At 43.4% G+C, this 21,455-nt stretch carries 22 protein-coding genes and 1 tRNA gene; 9 read left to right on the top strand and 14 right to left on the bottom strand.

Translation table 11 applies throughout. From position 1 onward, the window contains the following. The first annotated feature begins 167 nt into the window (after window positions 1-167). Both lptF and lptG read left to right on the top strand, forming a co-directional pair. Window positions 168-1,280, top strand: a complete 1,113-nt coding sequence (lptF, locus tag CEX98_RS00325; protein ID WP_099640156.1) for an LPS export ABC transporter permease LptF — start codon at window positions 168-170, stop codon at window positions 1,278-1,280. Further along, on the top strand, window positions 1,277-2,344 hold the full coding sequence (gene lptG / locus CEX98_RS00320) for an LPS export ABC transporter permease LptG (protein WP_099640155.1): 1,068 nt from the start codon (window positions 1,277-1,279) through the stop codon (window positions 2,342-2,344). Before lptF ends, lptG begins: the two co-directional genes overlap by 4 nt. 142 nt (window positions 2,345-2,486) lie before the next feature. On the opposite strand, the gene CEX98_RS00315 is transcribed toward lptG, so the two are convergent. Further along, window positions 2,487-2,984 carry an RDD family protein gene (locus tag CEX98_RS00315; RefSeq protein WP_099640154.1) on the bottom strand — a complete coding sequence of 166 codons (498 nt, stop codon included), beginning with the start codon at window positions 2,982-2,984 and terminating at the stop codon, window positions 2,487-2,489. A gap of 318 nt (window positions 2,985-3,302) precedes the next feature. On the opposite strand from CEX98_RS00315, the gene CEX98_RS00310 reads away from it, so the two are divergent. The 3 genes from CEX98_RS00310 to CEX98_RS00300 all read left to right on the top strand — a co-directional run bounded on the left by CEX98_RS00310 (window position 3,303) and on the right by CEX98_RS00300 (window position 7,003). After that, window positions 3,303-3,387, top strand: a tRNA-Leu gene (locus CEX98_RS00310). Between the two features lie 382 nt (window positions 3,388-3,769). Beyond that, on the top strand, window positions 3,770-5,146 hold the full coding sequence (locus CEX98_RS00305) for a diguanylate cyclase domain-containing protein (protein ID WP_099640153.1): 1,377 nt from the start codon (window positions 3,770-3,772) through the stop codon (window positions 5,144-5,146). Window positions 5,147-5,200: 54 nt separating this feature from the next. Beyond that, entirely contained in the window at window positions 5,201-7,003 is a 1,803-nt protein-coding gene (locus CEX98_RS00300; protein WP_099640152.1) for a sensor histidine kinase, read from the top strand. A gap of 70 nt (window positions 7,004-7,073) precedes the next feature. Here CEX98_RS00300 and CEX98_RS00295 read toward each other — a convergent pair whose 3' ends face one another. The 7 genes from CEX98_RS00295 to CEX98_RS00265 form a co-directional block, all read right to left on the bottom strand. Next, window positions 7,074-8,906, bottom strand: coding sequence for a DUF885 domain-containing protein (locus CEX98_RS00295; RefSeq protein ID WP_099640151.1), 1,833 nt, complete (start codon window positions 8,904-8,906; stop codon window positions 7,074-7,076). An 85-nt stretch (window positions 8,907-8,991) separates the two neighbouring features. Continuing rightward, the gene (gene hemW, locus CEX98_RS00290; protein WP_099640150.1) at window positions 8,992-10,128 is read right to left on the bottom strand and encodes a radical SAM family heme chaperone HemW; all 1,137 of its coding nucleotides are present in this window, start codon (window positions 10,126-10,128) and stop codon (window positions 8,992-8,994) included. Continuing rightward, complete coding sequence (locus tag CEX98_RS00285) at window positions 10,125-10,718, bottom strand: XTP/dITP diphosphatase (protein ID WP_099640149.1); 594 nt, start codon at window positions 10,716-10,718, stop codon at window positions 10,125-10,127. Before CEX98_RS00285 ends, hemW begins: the two co-directional genes overlap by 4 nt. 6 nt (window positions 10,719-10,724) lie before the next feature. After that, a complete protein-coding gene (locus CEX98_RS00280; RefSeq protein ID WP_099640148.1) occupies window positions 10,725-11,159 on the bottom strand; it encodes a DUF4426 domain-containing protein in 435 nt (144 codons plus the stop codon). Window positions 11,160-11,168: 9 nt separating this feature from the next. Further along, window positions 11,169-11,702, bottom strand: a complete 534-nt coding sequence (locus CEX98_RS00275; protein WP_010379021.1) for a YggT family protein — start codon at window positions 11,700-11,702, stop codon at window positions 11,169-11,171. A gap of 9 nt (window positions 11,703-11,711) precedes the next feature. Next, window positions 11,712-12,533, bottom strand: a complete 822-nt coding sequence (proC, locus tag CEX98_RS00270) for a pyrroline-5-carboxylate reductase (protein WP_099640147.1) — start codon at window positions 12,531-12,533, stop codon at window positions 11,712-11,714. Window positions 12,534-12,546: 13 nt separating this feature from the next. After that, a complete protein-coding gene (locus tag CEX98_RS00265) occupies window positions 12,547-13,230 on the bottom strand; it encodes a YggS family pyridoxal phosphate-dependent enzyme (RefSeq protein ID WP_099640146.1) in 684 nt (227 codons plus the stop codon). A 30-nt stretch (window positions 13,231-13,260) separates the two neighbouring features. Between CEX98_RS00265 and CEX98_RS00260 the strand changes: the two genes are divergently transcribed. Genes CEX98_RS00260 through CEX98_RS00250 form a run of 3 tightly spaced genes read left to right on the top strand, consistent with a single transcriptional unit; the run spans window position 13,261 to window position 16,299 of the window. Next, window positions 13,261-14,307 carry a type IV pilus twitching motility protein PilT gene (locus CEX98_RS00260; RefSeq protein ID WP_010379026.1) on the top strand — a complete coding sequence of 349 codons (1,047 nt, stop codon included), beginning with the start codon at window positions 13,261-13,263 and terminating at the stop codon, window positions 14,305-14,307. 14 nt (window positions 14,308-14,321) lie between these two features. Further along, complete coding sequence (locus CEX98_RS00255) at window positions 14,322-15,443, top strand: PilT/PilU family type 4a pilus ATPase (RefSeq protein ID WP_099640145.1); 1,122 nt, start codon at window positions 14,322-14,324, stop codon at window positions 15,441-15,443. Continuing rightward, on the top strand, window positions 15,421-16,299 hold the full coding sequence (locus tag CEX98_RS00250) for a hypothetical protein (RefSeq protein ID WP_242441576.1): 879 nt from the start codon (window positions 15,421-15,423) through the stop codon (window positions 16,297-16,299). Before CEX98_RS00255 ends, CEX98_RS00250 begins: the two co-directional genes overlap by 23 nt. Before the next feature lie 7 nt (window positions 16,300-16,306). Here the strand turns inward: CEX98_RS00250 and CEX98_RS00245 are convergent, their stop codons facing one another. After that, on the bottom strand, window positions 16,307-17,347 hold the full coding sequence (locus tag CEX98_RS00245) for an alpha/beta hydrolase family protein (RefSeq protein WP_099640144.1): 1,041 nt from the start codon (window positions 17,345-17,347) through the stop codon (window positions 16,307-16,309). 236 nt (window positions 17,348-17,583) lie between these two features. Between CEX98_RS00245 and CEX98_RS00240 the strand changes: the two genes are divergently transcribed. After that, entirely contained in the window at window positions 17,584-17,931 is a 348-nt protein-coding gene (locus CEX98_RS00240; protein ID WP_099640143.1) for a hypothetical protein, read from the top strand. 150 nt (window positions 17,932-18,081) lie between these two features. On the opposite strand, the gene ruvX is transcribed toward CEX98_RS00240, so the two are convergent. From ruvX to CEX98_RS00215, 5 genes are read right to left on the bottom strand one after another with little or no spacing between them, the layout of a single operon-like run. Then, window positions 18,082-18,531 (bottom strand): Holliday junction resolvase RuvX, encoded by a 450-nt coding sequence (ruvX, locus tag CEX98_RS00235; protein WP_099640142.1) that lies wholly within the window; start codon window positions 18,529-18,531, stop codon window positions 18,082-18,084. 43 nt (window positions 18,532-18,574) lie between these two features. After that, complete coding sequence (locus tag CEX98_RS00230) at window positions 18,575-19,132, bottom strand: YqgE/AlgH family protein (RefSeq protein WP_099640141.1); 558 nt, start codon at window positions 19,130-19,132, stop codon at window positions 18,575-18,577. Between the two features lie 19 nt (window positions 19,133-19,151). Continuing rightward, on the bottom strand, window positions 19,152-20,111 hold the full coding sequence (gene gshB / locus CEX98_RS00225; RefSeq protein ID WP_099640140.1) for a glutathione synthase: 960 nt from the start codon (window positions 20,109-20,111) through the stop codon (window positions 19,152-19,154). A gap of 57 nt (window positions 20,112-20,168) precedes the next feature. Next, the gene (gene rsmE / locus CEX98_RS00220) at window positions 20,169-20,903 is read right to left on the bottom strand and encodes a 16S rRNA (uracil(1498)-N(3))-methyltransferase (RefSeq protein ID WP_099640139.1); all 735 of its coding nucleotides are present in this window, start codon (window positions 20,901-20,903) and stop codon (window positions 20,169-20,171) included. Window positions 20,904-20,959: 56 nt separating this feature from the next. Next, window positions 20,960-21,454 (bottom strand): hypothetical protein, encoded by a 495-nt coding sequence (locus CEX98_RS00215; RefSeq protein WP_099640138.1) that lies wholly within the window; start codon window positions 21,452-21,454, stop codon window positions 20,960-20,962. Window position 21,455 lies beyond the last annotated feature (1 nt).

Below are 21,455 nucleotides of genomic sequence, written 5' to 3'. Positions count from 1 at the left end.
TTGAACTTTTGATGCCAACACACTTTCCTACATTAAAGTCATGAATATGCTTTAACCTTAGGTAGGATATTCTGGCGCATTGACATATAATAAAGTGACTAAAATAATCAGTTTACTCAATTTTTCCCACTATTCCAGTGAAACGAGACGTTTTATAGGGACGAACATTGCTTATTTTCCGCTATTTAACGGGTGAAGTACTAAAATCTCAGATTGCGGTTTTTCTCACCTTAATGACAATTTTTTTGTCACAAAAGTTTGTACTCATTCTGAGCTCTGCGTCTGAAGGGAGTATACCGGGTAAGTTAGTGCTTGCTATGCTTGCATTAAAATTGCCACAGCTTGCCGGTTATATTTTACCTCTCAGCCTTTTTCTTGGGATCATTCTGGCCTACAGTCGTATTTATGCTGACAGTGAAATGACCGTGCTCAGGGCTTGCGGCGTAAGTGAATGGTATGTCGTTAGGGTGACGCTCGTCTCTAGTGTTTGTTTTGCCTTACTTGCCGCTTGTGTAAGTATGTACATTGCTCCGTGGGCGAGTGAAAAAGAATATCAGCTGAAAGAGCAGGCCGATGCAGAGTCTGGTCTGTCGACTTTAAGGGCGGGTCGATTTCAGCAAACAGGTAACGAAAAAGCCGTGGTGTTTGTTCATGGGATCAGTGAGCAAGGCAGGGAGCTTGATAAAGTGTTTGTAGCGCAGCTGCCAGAGCAAGACTCAAATCAGGCCGCACGATTAGTTTACGCCCAAAAAGGGGAAGTGATTGAACTAGATAGTGGTGAGCAGCAGCTCCTGCTTCACGAAGGCAAACGCTATGAAACCGACGGGTTTAGTCAAGCCTTGAATCGCACCGAGTTTGGCACTTACCAAGTCCAAATTAAAGAACAAGAAATTGAACATCAGCGCCGAAAGCTTGAAGCGATCCCAAGTTTACAGTTATTAGAAATGGATACGCCAGAATCCAGAGCCCAGTTTCAGCTGAGGTTGTCTGTGCCAATCTCTATTTTACTACTTACTTTACTCGCTGTGCCATTGAGCGTGGTAAATCCAAGACAAGGTAAATTTGCTAAGTTAGTACCAGCCATTACTTTGTACTTAGGTTATTTCATTTTGCTCAATGCCGGTAAATTTTTACTTGCCGAAGAAAAAGTGCCAGCTTCCGTGGGACTTTGGTGGATCCATTTAAGTGTCTTGTTTATCGGCGTTTATTTGATTGCGAAAGGTAGGCCTTTTGGTGTGTGGGTCCGTTCTATATTTATGAAACGGGAGACGGCAGCATGATGAAAACACTCGATTGGTATTTAGGCCGCAGCATCTTGCAAACCACCGGTTTTGCACTATTGGTGTTTGTGGGGATCAATACACTCATTAAATTTATTGAGCAGTTGCGCTCTGTTGGTCGTGGTAGCTATGACCTACTAGGCGCGATGCTTTACACCATTTACAGCATGCCAAGCGATGTCGTGGTGTTTTTCCCAATGGCTGCCTTGATTGGCGGCTTAATTGGTCTTGGAGCATTGGCCTCAAGTAGTGAGCTCATTGTTATGCAGGCGGCGGGATGGTCGCGCTTACAAATTATTATGTCGGTGATGAAAACCGCTGTGGTGCTGGCGCTGTTGATGATGGCGCTAGGAGAATGGGGCGCACCAAAAGCAGAGCAAACAGCAAAAAGGCTCAAAAACGAGGCTATATATGGTGGTGAGGTCTACAGCGCACAGCGTGGGGTTTGGGCTAAAGATGGTAGCAATTTTATTAACATCGGCAATGTAGAAAAAAGCGGCAAACTCAAAGATATCGCCATTTATTACTTTGATGATACGTTAACCCTTGCGAAAATTGTAAGAGCGCAATCGGCGCAGGGGGCTGCTAATGGTTGGCAACTTCAAGACGTCGAAGAGGTACTGATTGGTCAGGAGCAAATTACCACTCATTATTCTAAGTCAATGTTATATGAATCAGAGTTAAGTGAAGATAGATTGGGTGTGGTGTCTGTTGAGCCCGATGCATTGTCTTTTACAGGCCTTTGGTCTTTCTTGGCGTATTTAAAGCAAAATGAACAGGACTCTAGTAGCTACGAGCTAGCGCTGTGGCGCAAGGTGATGCAACCAATGACAATTGGTGTGATGTTGTTAGTGGCCCTTTCATTTATTTTTGGGCCGCTCAGAACGGTAAGTATGGGAGCTCGAATTATTATGGGGGTGGTCACAGGTCTGGCATTTCATTTGAGTAATGAAATTTTTGGTCCCATCGTCATGGTATATCAAGTGCCGCCAGTTGTCGGGGCGCTGATGCCGAGTTTATTGTTTATCGGGTTGGCGATACATCTATTAAAAAAACAAAATTAATGCTAATTCGCTCCCTCAAATTGAGCAGGTATTAATGCGGATTGGTATAACCTTTTGAAGGCCTATTAGCTATAAATATAGGCCTTCATATGAGGCCTATATCTTTTTGCATGCAGAATAACGATTGTTACTGAGCGAAAACTCAGTCCAAGCTGTTGTATACCTTTTTGTTTTCTTCTTTACTTAATACGATAACCTCCGTACCGCAGAGTAAATCTTGTAGCGATCTTTTCTTCTTAAAGTCGACAAGGACAAGTAGGTTTCCAAGGCCCAGTAAGGCACATAAGCTTCGTGAGATTGCTTTAGGCCAAGTTAATAGCTGACCATTCGGTGTTTGCACTTTTAAACGCCACGCTCGCATACCAATAGTTTGGCCGCTCTTAGTCCAAAAATAAGCAAAAAACAGCACAGATACCACAATGAGTAGAACAGTTCGCACTGTGTATAAAATAGGGTCCGCTTGGATTAAGGCGGATACATCTTCATGCTCACCCAAAGAAAGAACATCAAATGAAATTAATCCATTCACAACCAGCAGAAACACAACGGTAGTAAGCATTGCGAACGCGATGACGACTAAACTGTCGTAAATAAGCGAAGCCAAGCGACGAGTGAAAGTCGCAGGGGCGAAATTAGACATATCAACTCTCATAATTACAAGATTGCGGTGTATTTTACACATAAACCGATAAAACGTTTACTGAATTACGTTAAGCGATGGATAAGCAACACCTTGTCGCTGTCGTTTTAACAACAATAAAGTGAGCTTTTGAGGGGAATTTAGTGCCTTGTGCGCAAATAACAAGCAGTTAACCCATGATTGCAAAAAAATTACTTGCCGTTCTGCATCGCCTTTGTATAATGCAAAGCATAGAGACGAGGGCATATAACAAAAAGCCTGAGCTCAAAGTGGTTTTTCTTTATTTTCTCTTGTTTTAGAAGATGAAAGAAAAATTATGCCAGTGTGATGGAATTGGTAGACATGACGGATTCAAAATCCGTTGCCTTCGGGCGTGGCGGTTCAAGTCCGCCCACTGGTACCACTTTTTATAACCCTAACCGTTTGGTTGGGGTTTTTTTATGTCTAGAGTTTGTGAGTTAGGAATATCTTGAGTTTGTGGAGTCGGACTTGGACGCCACGCAGGTGGCGCTAATACAGGTTAAGAGTCCGCCCACTGGTACCACTTTTTACAACCCTTGCTTTTTAGCAGGGGTTTTTTTATGTCTAGAGTTTTCTGCTACCAATAATCTACTTAGGCTTTGCTAGCAAGCAACGCATGGTCAATTCTACTTTGGGGGGTTTTGCAACCAAATACAGTTTCATCATGAGCAAAACTGGCGGTTTTCGGTAAATTACCTATGCTTTTGTAATTAATCTGGTTTATTGTAAATCTTAATTGTAGGCTTTTTTAGGTATGAGAGGCGATGAAGGTCACCGTAGAAAAACGAACAGTAATGCTTTTGTCGCTGTTTACAATCGTGTTTTGGAGTTTAACTTTTTATGCGGTAAAGCTGATCTCCCACTCGATTGTAGTACAAGAGAGCAGTGAAAGAATTGAAACGGTAAGGTCTAACATTTCGCTTGTTCGGGCAAAAATCGAAAATGCCATTTTTATGGATACCTATCTGGCAGAAAGCTTAGCGACCTTTGTAACAATCGACCCCAAATTTACGGTCGAGAACTGGCCGCAAGTTGTTTCCAAAGTGGTTGAGAAATCTACACTTATCCGTCATGTGGGGCTTGCACCCAATAATATTATTAGTCATGTTTATCCTGTTGAAGGAAATCGGGCTGCGATTGGTTTTGATTTTCGTACTAACCCTGAACAGTTCAGAACCGTAGAGCTTGCGAGAACCTCTAAGCAGGTGTTTATTGCTGGCCCTTTACAGTTAGTGCAAGGAGGGGAAGCCTTGATAGCAAGGTTTCCGGTGTTTTCAGATTACCCAAAAAATGAGAGCTACTGGGGCGCGATTAGTGTTGTTTTAGATTATCAGAAGCTACTTGAATACAGTGGGGTGGAAGAGCTTGAAAACGTAAACATAGCTATTCGAGGTCGAGATGGCCTAGCAGCCCAAGGAGACGTATTTTTTGGTACAAACACACTATTTGATTCACCAGATTTAGCCATTCCTATTAAGTTACCTTCTGGGGGGTGGCAACTTGGGGCACAATATCAAATTGATGAAAGTGTATATACAGAGTCTAAACAACAAGCGCAGGTTTTGGTGTTTACGGTTGCCTTGGTATTATTTTTGTCATTATTAATATTGTATCGTGCTTATCATTTAGCGCACACCGCATCGCTACAGGATGATCTAACCAAATTACCTAACCGTCGATACGCAATTCGGCAACTCAACACCTTGTTGGGCCGCTCGGAGCTCCCCTCGTTTGTTTTACTAAACCTTGATCTTAATAACTTTAAACAGGTGAATGATAAGTTTGGCCACGAGGTAGGGGATAAGCTATTGCTTCATGTTACTTCTATTTTAATGAACTCTGTTCGTGTTTATGACTTCATTGCCCGTTTAGGGGGGGATGAGTTTATTATTATTTTGCATCGAGTCCCGGAAGAAGCACAAGTAAAAACGATTATTCAAAATATCAAACACCAGATAGCTCAACGACCGCTGCAAGTTAATCGGCACTCAATCGCTATTTCGGCAAGTATTGGTTATGCCTTTCCTAAGTCAAGTCAACAGAGCGTGTCTGAACTGATGGCTCGGGCAGATCATAGCATGTATTACGATAAGAGTTTGACTCAACGCAAAATTAGTGAGGTATTGGAGACAGAACAATAAAACTAATCAGTTCTGTACTAAGCTTTAATAAAGCAAAGTAGTGGGGGGGATACCGTGCAGCTAAAACAGTCCGTTCTATTTTTTAAAATCGCTGCGCTTACATCCGCATCGGTGATTATTTTAACGAGTTGGTTTTTGTATTATGAAGTGAGTCAAACTGCTCAGTTAACCGCTCAACTTGAGCATGTGCAAACGTCTTTGCAACGTACCATGGATCAAGAAGAGTACCTGCTTATTCGAGCCAAAAAGGAATACGCATCAACCATTCCTCAGCTCAAATATAGCTATCAAGACAGCTTTAGCAACCTGTTAAATTTACTAGCTCATCAGGAGCAATTATTACCTTTATTGCTACAGCTAGATGATCTCTCCAAGTCATACTTCGCTAAACTGGAGGAGCTAGTTCGCCTTTATGAGCAGTTAGGGTATGACGAAAACTCAGGTGTGTATGGTGAGTTTAGGCGCAGTGCTCATGCGCTGCAAAATCGTGTTTCTGGCGAGGCTAACTTGCCGCTAGAAGTGGTGGTGTTAGAGCTTCGCCGCAGAGAAAAAGATTTTTTACTTAGAGCTGACATCAGCTATCTGAAGTTGCATGAACAGTTGAGTAAGCAGGCCCAACAACTTATCGCTGAAAGCGCTATGGATGAAGAGGTAAGTAATCTACTGGAGCGTTATCAAGCAGGGTTTGCTAACTATGTGGCGATTTTAAAAAAGTTAGGCTTGAACGATGGTGAGGGCGTACGCGCAGAGCTATTCACCGAAAAGCAAAAGCTAAGAAGCCAATTCGAGTTAGTGTCTGTGCGGACTCAAGCACAGGCCCAAACACGTAAAGAAAATATCATTTTGTATGGCCTCACCCTTATTGTGTTGATGAATATTGCCGTTTTAATGCTGCTTAGCTACCAAAATAGCAAGGTAACGCGGCATATTTTGGCGATTAATAAAGTGTTGGTGAAAGTTGCAAAGCTAGAGGATTTTAGCTTGCGAGTTGGCATACAAGGTAATGATGAGATTGCTCAAATTGGACATCAGCTTGATGATTTGTTGGCATTTATTGAAACCCTGTTGGCACGTCTTAGTGCTGCGCAGCAACGCTTGATCGAAGAAGCAAAAATGGCCAGCTTGGGTAATATGGTCAGTGGGTTTGCGCACGAATTGAATACACCTCTTGGGGTTGCGATCACCAGTCAATCACACCTGAAAGAGCAAGTGGCAACGCTAAAATCTCAACTTGAGCTTGGCAAGTTACAAAGGCAAACGTTAACTACCTTAATCACTGAAGCAGAAGCTGCGCTGTATTTGTTAGAAAATAACCTGCATCGCACTGCCTCTTTAGTGGATGATTTTAAGCTAGTTGCTGTGAATCGGGAGTTTGAGGAGCAAAGTGCATTTAACCTTAAGAACTTGGTCAAGAATGTATTTGATTGCTATCAGTCTGAGCTCACGCAGGACGCGTATTCAATTGAGCTGGAGATCCCTGATAACCTTGAGCTGATCAGTTACCCGTCGGTATTTAGTCAGGTAGTTGGCTACTGTATCAATAACTGTATCAAGCATGCAAAGGTTGACGGGAAGAAGTTAAATATTGTTGTATCGACAGTACTTATCAATGATTATATTCACTTCTATTTCAAAGATGATGGTGCAGGAATAGATAAAGAGCTTTTGCCTGTTATTTTCGAGCCATTTGTGACCTCTAAACGGTTCTCAGGCGGAACGGGGCTTGGCTTAAGCATAGTGTATAACTTAGTCACACAAAAGTTAAAAGGAGAGGTAAAAATGCAAAGCCCAGCCCATGGTGGAGCATGTTTACATATTATTTTGACCGGAACGGAATTTATGTTTGCACCAGAGTGAGGCATGAAATAAAAAAGCCAGCATTATTGCTCATGCTGGCTTTTATTAAACGAATAGAGGCTAAATGGTTTTAGCTCTTTTTGCTCGCAACCCACTCATCTACAAATGATTCAAGCACATTTAATGGAACTGGACCATTTTTCAGTACTACGTCGTGGAATTCACGAATATCAAACTTGCTACCAAGCTCTTTCTTAGCCGCTTCGCGAAGTTCTAAGATCTTCAACATACCTACTTTATAAGCAGTTGCTTGTGAAGGCATAACGATGTGGCGCTCTACCATCTTCACGGCATCTGACTTGGCATTAGGTGTGTTATTAACGTAGTAATCAATACCTTCTTGGCGCGTCCACTTCATTGCGTGGATCCCTGTATCTACAACCAAGCGACATGCTCGCCATAGTTCCATTGCCAAGCGACCGAAATCTGAGTAAGGGTCTTCATATAACCCCATTTCTTTTGGTACAAGCTCTGAATATAAACCCCAGCCTTCGATATATGCTGTGTAGCCGCCAAACTTGCGGAACTTAGGCATATCCTCAAGCTCTTGAGCAATCGCGATCTGCATGTGGTGGCCTGGAATACCTTCGTGATAAGCCAGAGCTTCCATTTGGTAAGTTGGCATGGCTTCCATATCGTAAAGGTTGGCATAGTAAACACCAGGGCGAGAACCATCAGGAGCTGGTTGTTGGTAGAAAGCTTTACCAGCAGATTTCTCGCGGAATGCTTCAACGCGTTTTACTATCATGTCTGCTTTTGGTTTAACGATAAATAGCTCATCCAAACGTGACTTCATATTATCGATCATCGCTTTGGCTTCGGCTAAATATTGCGCCTTACCCGCTTCCGTATTAGGGAGGTAGAATTGTTTGTCGGTTTTCATGAATTCCATAAAGGCATTTAAATCACCTTTAAAGCCGACCTTGTCTTTAATTGCGCGCATTTCGTCATGAATACGTGCCACTTCTGACAAGCCAATTTCGTGGATCTCTTCTGCACTTAGCGCTGTGGTTGTCGTGCGAGCTAGGGCGTTGTTGTAGAACCTTTCACCATCAGGAAATTTCCATGCACCGTCACGGTTATCTGCTTTTTTCTCAAGCTTATGTAGGTAGCCAATCAACTTGTTATAGGCTGGTTTTACCGCACTTGTTAATGCTTCTGTTGCTTCGCTAATCAAGGCGGACTTTTCATCTTCACTGATCTCAAGTTTTGCTACTTTACGTTTGAAGTCAGCCAGTAAAGTCGAGTCATCACCTGCTGCGAACGGTGCACCCTTGATGATGTTTTCACTTGACTCAATAACATGAGGGAACACGAATTTTGGTGCAATAATGCCTCTGTCTGCACGTTCTTTTAAATCGACGATAAGCTGATCAAATACAGTCGGTACGCCGTTCAAACGTGAAATGTATGCCTTCGCATCTTTAACATCTGTAATTTGGTGTTGGTTGATCAAAAATGCAGGCACCATAGAGTGTGTACCATACATCTGATTGACTGGGTAAGAGTGGTAACGCCACTTAAAGTCAGCAATTGTGTTTTCTAAACCTTGTTTGAATAGGTCGTAGCTCACTTTTGTGTTGGCATCTAGCTTACTGCGGTCAATTGCATTTAGCGCCGCCAGATCTTGCTTTGTTAATTCAAGATCTTCAAGTTGGCGCGCTTCACTGCCGTCATCCCACTTATCGTAGTCTTTTTTGATACCCATATAAGTTTGGTAAATTGGGCTACGCATTACACCACGTGTAAACGAGGCTTCAAAAAGTGCATTTGCCTTTTCTACTTCACTTTGTACTACTTGTTGTTCAGCCTTTGGCGCAGGCGTTGGGGAGTGTGTGGTTTGTTGACAGCCAGCAAAAAGCGCGACGCTTACCGCTGCTGCTAAAATGGTTAATTTACGCATTTTATACCCTTTTATTATATGTTGCCGAATGGCGGTTTTGATGCGGGTTATTAGTGAATAACACCCGCATAATTTTTATATCTTATTAAACGAATAACTCTAGCAGATCGTTGAGGTATCGGTGGCCTTTATTTGTAACTTGCCATGAACTTTCAGTCTCCTCAAGCAGCCCTTTGCTTTTCGCAGTGTCAACTTGTGTTGTGATAGCACTTAGTTCAAGGCCTGTGTAGTCAACAAACTGCTGTTTTGACGCAGGAGCTTTTAATCTAAACACATTCATAAAGAACTCAAATGGTCTGTCGTCGCTGTCAACGTTCCACTGTTCGTACAAATAAGGTTTACTTAAATCCATATAGCCACGAGGGTGCTTTACTTTTACCGTTCTTAGAATTTGCTGTTGCTCGGGCAAGGTTACTTTGCCATGTGCGCCACAGCCTATGCCGATATAATCACCAAACTGCCAATAATTCAAGTTGTGCTGACATTGGAATCCAGCTTTTGCATACCCTGAAATTTCATACTGCTGATAGCCATGTTCTGCAAGTAGTGCCTGACCTCGCTCTTGAATTTCCCATAATGTTTCATCTTCAGGTAACACAGGAGGTTTAGAGGCAAACTGTGTATTAGGCTCAATGGTTAACTGATACCAAGAAAGGTGGGGTGGGGCCATTGCGATGGCTTTTTCTAAATCGCTTAAGGCATCATCAACCGTTTGGTTTGGCAAACCATGCATCAAATCTAGGTTAAAACTGTTTAACCCAGCGTGATGGGCCTCTTGTGCGGCGTTTAGTGCTTCTTGTTCACCATGAATACGGCCTAGCTGAGAGAGCTTATCTTGCTGTAAGCTTTGGACACCAATAGAGATCCGATTAATGCCTGCGCTAACATAATGTTTAAAGCGGTCTGTTTCAACCGTACCTGGGTTGGCTTCCAACGTGATTTCAATGTTGTCTTCAAAGCCAATCAGAGATTCAATTTCACCTAATAAATAACGATAGGCTTCACCTGATAACAGGCTAGGGGTGCCACCACCGATAAAAATACTGCTCAGTTTTCGGCCTTGTACATAAGGTAGGTCGGCCTGAATATCATGGAGTAAATGTTGAATATATTCCGTTTCGGGAATATCGCCTTTTTTTCCGTGACTATTAAAATCACAATACGGGCATTTTTGCACGCACCAAGGTACGTGCACATAAAGACTTAATGGAGGTAGTTTCACGCGAGGCCTTGAAAGTGACTGACGAGTTGTTTAAGTGCCTGTCCTCTATGACTGATTGCGTTTTTCTCTTCCTTGGTTAGCTCTGCTGATGTGCAGTCTAACCCGCTTACTTTAAAGATAGGGTCGTAACCAAAACCTTCTCTACCTTGCTGTGTTTTGGTGATTTCACCTTCCCAACTTGCCTGACAAATGATCGGTGTTGGGTCATCAGCATGGCGCATATAAACTAAAACACACCAAAAACGTGCGCTACGCTGCGGTTGTTCACCGAGCTCTGCTAGCAAGTGATCAATATTGCTTTGGTCGCTAGCATTGATACCAGAAAAGCGCGCAGAATACACACCCGGTGCACCATTTAAAGCGTCGACCTCAAGGCCCGAGTCATCGGCAATGGCAGGAAGGCCTGAGACTTTAGCCGCATGACGCGCCTTTATAATGGCATTTTCTACAAAGGTAGTGCCAGTTTCCGCAACTTCAGGTACGTTAAAATCGCTTTGTGGTAATACCTCGATGTCATGCTGGCTTAGCATTGCGCTGAGCTCTTTGACTTTACCTTGGTTACCGGTGGCAAGAACCACTTTATTTGCCATATTTCTTTACTCTACATAAAACTTTTGTGAGAAGGTGAGTTTGCGAGTTTGCTTACCTTCGCTGATCTCAATGTTGAAGCGAAAGATATCTTCGTCGTCATAATCTAACTGTGCAAGATAATATATTGCTTCACCTTCAACTACTTCTTTAAAATCTAGTTGTACGATTTTTCCTAATAGGTTTTTCGCACTCCCCACTACTCGTGCTTTAACAGCAGGTTTTCCGGGTTTGTCAGCCAACACAGAAATATTCACGATGGCTTTGTTGCCACTTCTGGTTAAGCCATAGGCTTTTGCAATGGTCGGTTGTACAAAGGTAGAAGGGAAAGCGATGTAATGCACTTCCCACGGACCTAAGTCTTTAAATTGACCCCCTTGATCATCCGCCGCAAAAACACTAGGTGCAAGCACCATCATCAAGGCTATGATAAATGTTCTCATAAACTGCTCCTATCTTAGTAAATCCATCATCAGGATCTGCAAAAACTGCATGCCAATAATGAGCACTAGAATCGACAGATCTAGTCCACCTAGAGGCGGGATAACTTTACGGATAGGTCTGAGCATTGGCTCTGTTAGTTGCTCAAATACGGCTGCTACAGGGTTATAGCCTTGTGCAACCCAGCTCAGAATGGCGCGGATGATCAGGATCCAAAATACCAAGCTAAATGCTTCTTTTACTACGGTAATAGCACCGCCAATCAAGGCGCCTAAGGCATCGAAATAGCCACCGAATAATGCCATCAGCGTTGCCATTTTGGCAAAGCCAATAATGAATGCCAGCACCAATGAGGCAAGATCTAAACCGCCTACGCCTGGAATGATTTTTCTTAGCGGGTTCACGGCAAAAGAGGTTGCTTTAACAACGGCTTGGCTCAGCGGGTTATAAAAGTCCGCTTTGACAAGTTGTAACCAGAATCGTAGTAATACGACCATTAAAAATAGATCAAATACGATCCCGACTAAAAATTGCATGGCATTCATTGGTCACCTTTAGATTTCTTTTTCCATTGCTTCAGCGCGCGCGATACATGCATCCATCGCGTCCGCTACGGTTTTTGGTAATTGCTGTTCTTTTAAATGCTCAACGGCTGCGTGAGTCGTGCCACCTTTAGAGGTAACATTTGCGCGTAGTTGGGCAATACTAATATCTGGTTGAGAAAGCGCCATTTCAGCTGCACCTAGGGCGGTTTGCTGCACTAACTTTCTTGCTTCTTCAGTACTAAAACCTAAGGCTCTCGCTTTTTCTTCAATGGCTTCCATAAACAAGAAAAAGTAAGCTGGAGAAGAGCCAGTTACTGCAATAACGTCATTAATTTTTGACTCATTATCAAGCCATAAGGCGATGCCGGTAGATGAGAATACTTGCTCAACATAGTCTTTTTCTTCGTCACTGATGTCGACGCCATACAGGCCCGATACGCCTCTACCTAGCAAAGATGGTGTGTTTGGCATACAGCGCACCATTTTAACTGGTTGGCCGAGCATTTCTCTTAAGCGGGCAACGGTAATACCAGCAGCCACAGAAATAAACAGTTTTTCACTAATATCAATATCAGCGTCTTGGAAAGTTTTACATAGTTCGGCCATCATTTGTGGCTTTACAGATAATACAATCACGTCGGCTGCAGCAACAGCTTCTAGGTTATCTTGTGTTGTTCTTACCGATAATTGTTCTGCGACTTTGGCAAGCTTCTCTGCATTGCGGTTGGTGGCGATAATTGACTGCGCGTCAAAGCCACTTTTGATCATGCCACCGATAATGGCATAGCTCATGTTTCCCGTTCCAATAAATGCAATTGTCTTGTTTGACATTGTGTTATTCACCTCATTGTCGTTTGCCAAAAATATCAGTACCAATGCGAACCATAGTGGAACCAGCCGCAATGGCTGTTTCTAAATCACCGCTCATTCCCATCGATAAGGTATCTAGCTGTTGATATTGGTCCTTTAGTCTATCAAAGCAAGCGCGCATTTGCTGGAAATATTGTAATTGCTTTTGTTTATCATCGGTTTGTTCGGTGATAGTCATTAATCCGCGAAGCTCTAATTGCCGACAATCATGGATAAACTGGGCGAGGTTATCAACCTCATCGGGATGACAGCCTGACTTATTATCGTCACCGCTAATATTGACTTGTAGCAGGACTTTTAATGGTTTTAGGTTAGTAGGCCTTTGTTCATTGAGGCGGCGGGCGATTTTTTCTCTGTCTACACTTTGCACCCAATGAAAGTTTTCAGCAACCAGGCGTGATTTGTTGGACTGGATAGGGCCAATAAAGTGCCATTCTAGCGCTTTGTTCTCTTTAAAATAAGCAACTTTATCAACTGCTTCTTGTACATAAGACTCACCGAATTGGGTTTGGCCTGCGGCAATGGCAGCTTCAATATCGGCAACAGGTTTGGTTTTAGAAACCGCAAGTAATTGTACTGTTTCGTTGAATTGACAGTTTTGCTTGGCTTTTTCTATCCTGCCGTAGGCGTTATCTAAGCGTTCTGCTATTGTAACCATATAGTATTAGTGCTCATTGTGGAGTTATAAATGGATATTACAGAATTATTGGCTTTTAGTGTTCAACACAAAGCATCTGACTTACACCTATCATCAGGTGTTTCCCCCATGATCCGTGTTGACGGGGACGTACGTCGGGTCAATATCCCGCCGTTAGAAGCAAAAGACGTCAGCAGCCTCATCTACGATATTATGAATGATAATCAACGTCGTGACTATGAGCAAAATCTTGAGGTGGATTTTTCATTTGAAGTGCCAAATTTAGCGCGCTTTCGTGTTAACGCCTTTAATTCAAACCGTGGACCTGCCGCTGTTTTCCGAACTATTCCAAATCAGGTGCTGAGCTTAGATGACCTGGGTGCGCCAGATATTTTTACCAAGATTTCTGATAACCCTCGTGGCCTAGTGTTAGTGACAGGCCCTACAGGCTCTGGTAAATCAACCACGCTTGCAGCTATGGTAGATTATATTAATAACAACAAACATCACCATATTTTAACCATTGAAGATCCCATTGAATTTGTCCACGATAACAAGCAAAGCCTGATTAACCAACGTGAAGTGCACAGAGATACCCATAGCTTTAATGCCGCGCTAAGAAGTGCACTACGTGAAGACCCTGACGTTATTTTAGTTGGGGAGTTACGTGACCTTGAGACCATTCGCTTAGCACTTACTGCAGCGGAAACGGGGCACTTAGTATTTGGTACTTTGCATACCACCTCAGCGCCTAAAACCATAGACCGTATTGTGGATGTATTCCCCGGTGAAGAAAAAGACATGGTGCGCTCGATGCTGTCAGAGTCGCTGCAAGCGGTTATATCGCAAACACTGGTGAAAAAAGTAGGTGGTGGGCGAATAGCAGCGCATGAAATCATGCTGGGGATCCCTGCAATTCGCAACCTGATCCGTGAAGATAAAATTGCACAGATGTACTCAGCCATTCAAACTGGGGCGATGCACGGTATGCAAACCATGGATCAATGCCTTACAAACCTGTTAAACCGTGGCTTGATCACACAGCAAGATGCCCGTGCAAAAGCCCATGATAAAAACCAATTTAATAGCGGCTATTAAGTAGTGGTGCAGTGATGAATATAGAACCGTTTTTACAAACTATGGCTGATCAGCAAGCCTCTGATTTATTCGTTTCGGCCGGGCTTGCGGTGAGCGCTAAAATTGATGGTGAGCTCAGAGCGCTGAGTGAAGAAAGCTTAGACGCGGAGCAATCGCTCAATCTGGTCACTTCGATTATGAGTGACAAACAAAAGCAAGAGTTTTTTGATACCAAAGAATGTAACTTTGCGATAGCAAACGACATCGGTCGTTTTCGGGTCTCGGCATTTTGGCAAAGAGATTGTGCGGGCATGGTCATTCGTCGCATTGTTACCGTAATTCCTGACGTCAATGAGTTGGGATTACCATCGGTATTGACCGATGTCATTATGTCTAAACGTGGTTTGGTTTTATTTGTTGGTGGTACGGGTACGGGTAAGTCAACTTCGCTTGCAGCACTGCTTGGCTACCGTAATCGCAACCAACGTGGTCACATCTTAACGATTGAAGACCCGATTGAATTTGTACACCAACACCAAAAAAGCATTATTACTCAACGTGAAGTAGGCATTGACACCGACAGTTTCGAATCTGCGCTGAAAAGCTCTTTGCGCCAAGCGCCAGATGTAATTTTAATTGGTGAAATTCGCTCGCAAGAAACCATGGAGTATGCACTGAGCTTTGCTGAAACGGGGCATTTATGTGTCGCAACCCTTCATGCTAATAACGCCAACCAAGCAATCGACCGTATCATGCACTTAGTGCCAAAAGAAAAGCACGATAAACTTAAATACGACTTGGCGTTAAACCTGCGTGCTATTGTGGCGCAACAACTCGTGCCTTCTGCAAAAGGCGAAGGCCGCGAAGCTGCCATCGAGGTGTTACTGAACTCGCCTTTAGTGTCTGAACTTATTAAAAAAGGAGATATTGGCTCAATTAAAGAAGCGATGGCCAAATCGAAAAACATGGGCATGCAAACCTTTGACCAAGCACTGTTTGATCTCTACAAGCAGCAACGCATCAACTATGCCGATGCGCTGCACCATGCTGATTCGGCAAATGACCTACGCTTGATGATTAAGTTGCAAAATAACGATCAGAAGGGCGCTGGGTTCTTGCAGGGAGTTACGGTTGATGGTTTGGACACCAAAAACTAACTACAGCTTTTTTATTGCTGTTTGGCTGTTTTGCTTCACTAGCGTAACGAGCGCTAGTGAAGCTATTAATGTTTTTATTCGAGACGATGTATTAGCAGATTATCAACGTTTCGTGGGTGAGCGTGAGGTTACCAGCATCAGCGATTTCAGCGGGCAATATTTACGCCGTGATGTTGTGGATATGGTGATTGCTCAGCAAGCACTAAAAATAGGTGGGTTTGATAGAGAGTTTACTTTTTCTCCCGGATTTGTGAGCTTTCGAGAATCTAACCTGTTAGAAAAAGGCGAGCAGCTGTTGCATTTCGATAGCTATTGGCTCGCTGACTTGGTTGATAAAGGCCGTTTGCTTTTTATTAGTGCTCCTGTTATCAAAAAAGGGCAGTACTATGCTGGTATTTTCCATGGACCAAACAACCTTGCCGTCAAGCAGCTAAAAGACCCTGCTGAATTAAAGCAATTCACCGCAGTTTCCAGTCCTAAATGGCGCACAGATTGGCAAACGTTAACGTCGCTGTCACTGAAGCAGCTATTTGCTGAGCCTGAGTGGATTTCGCAAGCGCGCATGGTGACTAAAGGATGGGTCGATTTTATGTTGATGCCGTTAATTCCGAATCTGGATAATCACTTTGTACTGTCAGAAGTCGACTTAGTAGCAAACAAGCATTTAATTGTATTACTTAACGATAGTCGACATTTTGCTGTTTCTAAATTACACCCTGAAGGCGAGCGCGCATTTGCAGCATTGCAAAAAGGCCTTGGAATATTGCGGGCACAAGGTCATATTACCAAAGCATATGAGCAAGCGGGGTTAATACCTGATTTAACCAAATATCAAGTGGTCAACCCTGCTAAGTAAACACCAGCTATTTACTGTGTGCTTCGTGTTGTGTGTCTATCCAGTCGATTATGGTTTCAAGCGACCCTGGGGCGAAATGTGCTTTTTTTATCGAAAAAAGTGCATTAAAGGGCAATTCTGTTATTAATAAGCTGTGTGCTGCATTGGTCACTGTAATTTGTGTCAGGCTTGCGTGAGGTTGTTTTGAGTTCGCAAACGCGCGTGCAAATTCAGCTTGGCTGTGTTCAATATCGACATGCAGATCACTATCTCCAAACAGCGCAAGCATGGGTAGGTTAAGCTGACTAAACCCTTCAGCTACGTCGGCGTCGATGTTTTTTCTAACAAAGTTAAAGCGTGCTTCCTCTTTTATCGGGTCTGACATAAAAGGGTCTTGATGTAAGGGGGCTGAAAGATAGTGGTCGTAGCCTGCCTTTATTAGCTGATATTCTTTTTCACTTAGCTGCTGGATGCGTGCAATGGCGGCTTGATCATTCATGTCAATCTGTTTAGCTTCTACCAAGCGTATCCACATAGTGTATTGACTTTGAGACAGCCAGTTAGCAGCACCTCCAATAAGCACCATATAACTGATTTGTGGCTCGTCGTGCAAGTTGGCAAATACCCAGCTTGCTTGACTAAAGCCCATTAAACCAAGTTGACTGTGTTGATAACCGGCATCACGGAGATAGCGTATCGCATCTTTTACTTCTATGGCCCTGTCATTCATCGACTGTGATAGCCAGCTCCCTTGTGACTCACCAACCCCCGGCTTATCCCAAGAAAAAGTGGCAATATTCTTTTCGGCTAATAATTGAATGATAGGGAGATAAAAGCCTTTAGCGGTGCTATCCATGGCACCGTCACCGTGGACAAAAATAACAATAGGGTCGGACGCGGTATGCTGCTTGGGTTTATAAAACCGTCCAAACAGCTGCTGGTTGGCGGAATCAAAGGTATGAGTGGTGTAGTGGGGTTCGTTGTGTTCTGGTTGATTATTGCAGGCGGATAATACAAAAGCTAAAAAACAAAAGCATAATATGGCGAATAGATTGTGTTGCATCATCATGAGTTGTTTCCTTAACAAATAGATTCACTAGCACTATAAACCGCTTCCATGTTAGAAACAGTGAATAGTCGTTACAATGACATGTGAGGGTTAAATATGTTTTCATTTCAAAGCGCAGAGCAATCTGTTGCTCTATTTTGGGTTTGGTCCTAACTTGAATTTTGTGTTGATGGTTTAGGTGGTTTTGGGTACATTGGTCTTTTAAATATAGATTATTAAAAAGGACTCTTGTTAAGATGAAAAAGTTTATTGCACTAGCTGCGTTGGCCTTTTCTTTAAGTGCGAATGCGGCGTGGTTGAATAGCACGGCCGAAGTTGAAGATTTGGTCACTTACCCTGGTAATACGATACTATTTAAACTTAAAAATAATAATGGCACGAATATTTCGGCTTGTAGTAATAAAGAATATTTTGCTATTTCCAGTACTTACCCCGAAGAAGCTAGAGCGCGTTTATACAGTACGTTACTGGCAGCCACTATCTCTAAAACGCCCGTAACTATATCGTATAGTGATACAGGTAATTGTGAAGCTTGGGGAAACTCGCCAAGCGTTTATAGAAGAGTTACTCGCCTTACCTTGTAATTATTATTGGGAGGTGAATGTAGCTACTTGAGCGTTCTGCTGTGAATTTTTAGCTACATAAAAGGGAGGTTGTAAAATTGTATTTTATAGACTTCCCTATATTCATTTTATTTCAATAGCCGGCTTTTGTAGGCCTTCATATTGCGTGCACTATGCCCACATTGCTTCAAAATAGCTTTCTAGAATGATACAGGCAGACATGCCGTCAACCTTTCCTTTCGCAAGATTCTTGTAACCACCTTGTTCAAACAGGCGCGCTCGTGCATCGGTCGTGGTTAAGCGTTCGTCTTGCGTTTCTACTGGCAGGCGGAAGTGATTATGCAGACGATTGGCAAACTTCTTAGCCCTAAATGTTAGGTCTTGATTTGTACCATCCATATTGAGCGGTAGGCCGACTACTAATAAATTGGGTTGCCACTCGTTGATAAAAACGGCAATGTCGTCCCAGTTTGGAATGCCATCATTGGCTTTCACCGCGCCTAAGCTTGATGCTGTAGCGGTTATTTCTTGGCCAATAGCCAGACCGATGCTTTTGGTTCCAAAGTCAAAGCCCATAACACAGCGTTTGCCTTTTTCAGTTTTTTCTTTTTTGTTGTCCATGAATACTTCGTTTATTAACCCGAGCTTGGGGTAGAAGGTTAGTTTATGCGTGGCCTGCTTGTGAGCTTAATTGAGCCACGTCAATACCAAGCATTTGTACAGCCTTCTCCCAACGCTTTTCCGGTGGAGTGTTGAAAATGATTTCAGGGTCGGCCTCTACCACTAGCCAAGTATTTTCCTTTAGCTCTTTTTCTAGCTGACCGCTTACCCAACCTGCATAACCTAAGGTGATAATAAACCCTTCAGGGGAGTGCGAGGAGGTTAGCGACGCTAGCACATCTTTTGAGGTGGTGATCATAATGTCTGAGCTAAGCTCTTGACTGGAGGCATAGCCTAACTTTGGCGTGTGCAACACGAACCCTCTGTCAGTGTGAACAGGGCCTCCTGCATAAATATTGACTTTAGCCGCTTGGCTAGATTTGTCGTTATCAATATCAATTTGATCAAGCAATTCGCCTACAGTGATATCGATAGGGTGATTAACCACCAACCCCATCGCCCCATCTTCATTGTGTTCACAAAGATAGGTTACCGTATGATTGAAAAAAGGGTCGTCCATGCTAGGCATTGCCACTAAAAAATGGTTAGCGAGTGATTTCATAACCTGACCCCCTTAATGGTTAATTTTTAGTATGGTCGAGTTTTCGCTCGATCGCATCATAAAACTTGTCCATAATTGAAATGTCATAGGCCGCTTCAATTTCTTTAACGCAAGTGGGCGCCGTGACATTGATTTCAGTGAGCTTGTCGCCAATGATATCAAGTCCAACAAAAATAAGCCCTTTTTCTCTTAATGTTGGTGCAATTGCTTCGGCTATTTGGCGATCTGAATCGCTAATAGGTCTGGCTTCACCACGGCCTCCCGCGGCCAGATTACCGCGCGTTTCTCCCCCTTGAGGAATACGAGCTAAGCAATACGGCATAACTTCTCCATCAACAACCAAGACACGTTTGTCACCATCTTTAATTGCTGGGATATAATTTTGCGCCATGGCGTAACGTGAGCCGTGCTCGGTGAGTGTTTCGCAAATAACTCCAATATTGGCATCATCTTGCTTGACTCTAAAAATAGAAGCACCACCCATACCATCTAATGGTTTGAGAATAATATCACCATGTTTGGCAAGGAAGGCTCGAATTTGCTGTTGGCTACGGGTGACCAATGTATCTGGTGTGTGTTCACTAAACCATGCGGTAAATAGCTTTTCATTGGCATCACGTAAACTTTGTGGTTTGTTGACAATGAGGCTGCCAGCAAGCTCTGCGCGTTCGAGAATGTAAGTGGCATAAATATATTCGGTATCAAACGGCGGATCTTTTCGCATTAGGATAACATCAAGGTCGCCCAAGTCGATTTCTTGTTTTTCCTCTAGCTCATACCAATGAGCCGTGTCGTCAAATACCTGTGCCTTCGCCGCGGTTGCTTTGGCAACGCCTTGATACAAGAACAGATCATTCATTTCCATATAGTACAATTCATAACCGCGCTGCTGTGCTGCCAGCATCATCGCGAATCCCGTGTCTTTTTTAATATTAAAGCCACTGATTGGATCGGAAATGATCCCTAATTTAATTGTCATAGACGTTCCCATTGAGCATACCGGTTGTAATCATGATATGGGGGTTGCTCTGTGTATTTAAAGTGCTAAATCGCCAAATTGTAGTTGCAGTGCGCTTAATACCGTTAATGCCGCTGTTTCTGTTCTGAGCACGCGAGGGCCCAAACGCACATCTATAAAGCCTTGCTCCGTTGTTGCTGCGAGTTCTTCATCGGTAAACCCTCCTTCTGGACCTACTAAAAAGCGGATCCCAGATTGAGTGTAAGGGAGGGTTTTGATGGAGTGCTCTGCACGTGGATGGAGGGTGACTTTAAGCTCGTCACTTTGTTGTGCGAGCCACTGAGCAAGTTCCATCGGCGGGTGGATCACTGTCACCGTGTTACGCCCTGATTGTTCTGCGGCAGCAATGGCTATCTTTTGCCATTGTTGATGTTTTTTAGCTAAGCGCTCACCACTCAATTTAACGCCGCAGCGGGTGGTAAATAAGGGCGTAATCTCACTGACACCAAGTTCAACCGACTTTTGAATGGTAAAGTCCATTTTATCACCGCGAGAAATGCCTTGGCCGAGATGAATGTGAAGGGGAGACTCTACGTCTTTATCTTCAAATGCTTCAGGAATGGCTACGACTTTCTTTTTTCCAACTTCGCTAAGTTGACACAGGTACTCACCACCTTGACCGTTAAACAGGCTAACTTTGTCTTTGGTTGTCATTCTCAGTACGCGGCCTATGTGACCTGCTGCATCATCATCCAGCGCAACTGGCACACCAATTTCTAGCGGTGAATCTTGATAAATATGTGGAATACGCATAATTCAAATATAAAGTGACTATTGTTGGCAATGGTAAGCGCTCGCGCGGTGTTAGTCTAGGTTACTTTTGCTTTACCGCACAGTAAGCCGGTGAGTTTGGCGAGCAACAAGTCTGGGTCTGACAGTCCAGCCGTTTCGGGGTGGCAGGATAAATGGTTGATAGTGGCCTGTGAGCGCAATAAGTCCACCTGAAACCCTTGTGGTGATTGCTCGATCAAAAAACGATGTGGGTGCAGTGAGTCAAAGATAAAACGCTGCTCTTCGCTTGCAAGGTGATAGTCAAGCGAGTAAAGCAGTATTGCGTTGATATTATGATGGCGGTGGAGATAACTGGCGAGCTCAGAGACGCTGATTTCGTTATCAAAATCACAGTAGCAGTAGTCTTTAATTTGTTCGTTGAACATCATTTTAAGCATTTGTTTGGTGTTGTCGCCAGCAATAATAATGTTGCTGGCGCCTGTTGTGCGTATGTTTTGTAAATGCTCGACCAGTTCTAGGCTAAAATCCCAATTGCTATCTACCAGCAGAAATCCATCACTCAGAGCATTCATG

Origin of the sequence: Pseudoalteromonas piscicida (genome assembly GCF_002744175.1) — a bacterium.
Taxonomy (GTDB): Bacteria; Pseudomonadota; Gammaproteobacteria; order Enterobacterales; family Alteromonadaceae; genus Pseudoalteromonas; species Pseudoalteromonas piscicida_B.
The sequence above is the reverse complement of the archived record's forward strand: the minus strand, read 5'-3'. Positions and strand labels throughout refer to the sequence as shown.

What these genes read in the sequence shown, in the direction of transcription:
- CEX98_RS00245 (WP_099640144.1), bottom strand. Translation starts at nt 17,347, where the DNA reads ATGATGATGCAACACAATCTATTCGCCATATTATGCTTTTGTTTTTTA.
- CEX98_RS00280 (WP_099640148.1), bottom strand. Translation starts at nt 11,159, where the DNA reads ATGAGAACATTTATCATAGCCTTGATGATGGTGCTTGCACCTAGTGTT.
- CEX98_RS00230 (WP_099640141.1), bottom strand. Translation starts at nt 19,132, where the DNA reads ATGAAATCACTCGCTAACCATTTTTTAGTGGCAATGCCTAGCATGGAC.
- CEX98_RS00215 (WP_099640138.1), bottom strand. Translation starts at nt 21,454, where the DNA reads ATGAATGCTCTGAGTGATGGATTTCTGCTGGTAGATAGCAATTGGGAT.
- proC (WP_099640147.1), bottom strand. Translation starts at nt 12,533, where the DNA reads ATGTCAAACAAGACAATTGCATTTATTGGAACGGGAAACATGAGCTAT.
- CEX98_RS00240 (WP_099640143.1), top strand. Translation starts at nt 17,584, where the DNA reads ATGAAAAAGTTTATTGCACTAGCTGCGTTGGCCTTTTCTTTAAGTGCG.
- CEX98_RS00250 (WP_242441576.1), top strand. Translation starts at nt 15,421, where the DNA reads ATGGTTTGGACACCAAAAACTAACTACAGCTTTTTTATTGCTGTTTGG.
- CEX98_RS00285 (WP_099640149.1), bottom strand. Translation starts at nt 10,718, where the DNA reads ATGGCAAATAAAGTGGTTCTTGCCACCGGTAACCAAGGTAAAGTCAAA.
- CEX98_RS00305 (WP_099640153.1), top strand. Translation starts at nt 3,770, where the DNA reads ATGAAGGTCACCGTAGAAAAACGAACAGTAATGCTTTTGTCGCTGTTT.
- CEX98_RS00275 (WP_010379021.1), bottom strand. Translation starts at nt 11,702, where the DNA reads ATGAATGCCATGCAATTTTTAGTCGGGATCGTATTTGATCTATTTTTA.
- lptG (WP_099640155.1), top strand. Translation starts at nt 1,277, where the DNA reads ATGATGAAAACACTCGATTGGTATTTAGGCCGCAGCATCTTGCAAACC.
- rsmE (WP_099640139.1), bottom strand. Translation starts at nt 20,903, where the DNA reads ATGCGTATTCCACATATTTATCAAGATTCACCGCTAGAAATTGGTGTG.
- CEX98_RS00315 (WP_099640154.1), bottom strand. Translation starts at nt 2,984, where the DNA reads ATGTCTAATTTCGCCCCTGCGACTTTCACTCGTCGCTTGGCTTCGCTT.
- CEX98_RS00265 (WP_099640146.1), bottom strand. Translation starts at nt 13,230, where the DNA reads ATGGTTACAATAGCAGAACGCTTAGATAACGCCTACGGCAGGATAGAA.
- gshB (WP_099640140.1), bottom strand. Translation starts at nt 20,111, where the DNA reads ATGACAATTAAATTAGGGATCATTTCCGATCCAATCAGTGGCTTTAAT.
- ruvX (WP_099640142.1), bottom strand. Translation starts at nt 18,531, where the DNA reads ATGGACAACAAAAAAGAAAAAACTGAAAAAGGCAAACGCTGTGTTATG.
- CEX98_RS00255 (WP_099640145.1), top strand. Translation starts at nt 14,322, where the DNA reads ATGAATATAGAACCGTTTTTACAAACTATGGCTGATCAGCAAGCCTCT.
- CEX98_RS00260 (WP_010379026.1), top strand. Translation starts at nt 13,261, where the DNA reads ATGGATATTACAGAATTATTGGCTTTTAGTGTTCAACACAAAGCATCT.
- CEX98_RS00295 (WP_099640151.1), bottom strand. Translation starts at nt 8,906, where the DNA reads ATGCGTAAATTAACCATTTTAGCAGCAGCGGTAAGCGTCGCGCTTTTT.